Origin of the sequence: Leifsonia sp. SIMBA_070 (assembly GCF_046534635.1) — a bacterium.
In the GTDB taxonomy this organism is placed as follows: domain Bacteria; phylum Actinomycetota; class Actinomycetes; order Actinomycetales; family Microbacteriaceae; genus Leifsonia.
The window spans coordinates 1-276 of sequence record NZ_JAWRYK010000219.1 but is presented as its reverse complement, the minus strand read 5'-3'; the positions used below and the strand labels follow the sequence as shown (position 1 = coordinate 276).

Annotated in this window: 1 pseudogene; it reads right to left on the bottom strand. The window is 68.5% G+C overall.

Going from position 1 to position 276, the window contains the following annotated elements:
- A pseudogene (locus SB754_RS20105) lies at positions 1–276 on the bottom strand (hypothetical protein); the annotation flags it as partial.

Here is a 276-nt window from a genome sequence, read left to right as displayed (position 1 = left end):
GCGTCAATACCCGAATGCCCCCACGGGCTTCGAGATCAGCGATTGCCGTCTCGCTCAGGCCCAGGCCCGCACTGCGGACGGTGGCACTGTCATCACCGTTCGCCGGCGCGGGCCGGGGGGCCGGATGCCGTCCGTCGATCGACATCGGCGTGGTCGGTGCAAGATAGGAGCCGATCCGCGGCTGGTCGACCTGCCCGAACATCGGGTTGTCGGTGACACGGGGGTCGGCGGCGATCTGCGCGAAGGTGCGGTAGCGCTCGTAGACAACAGCAGTCG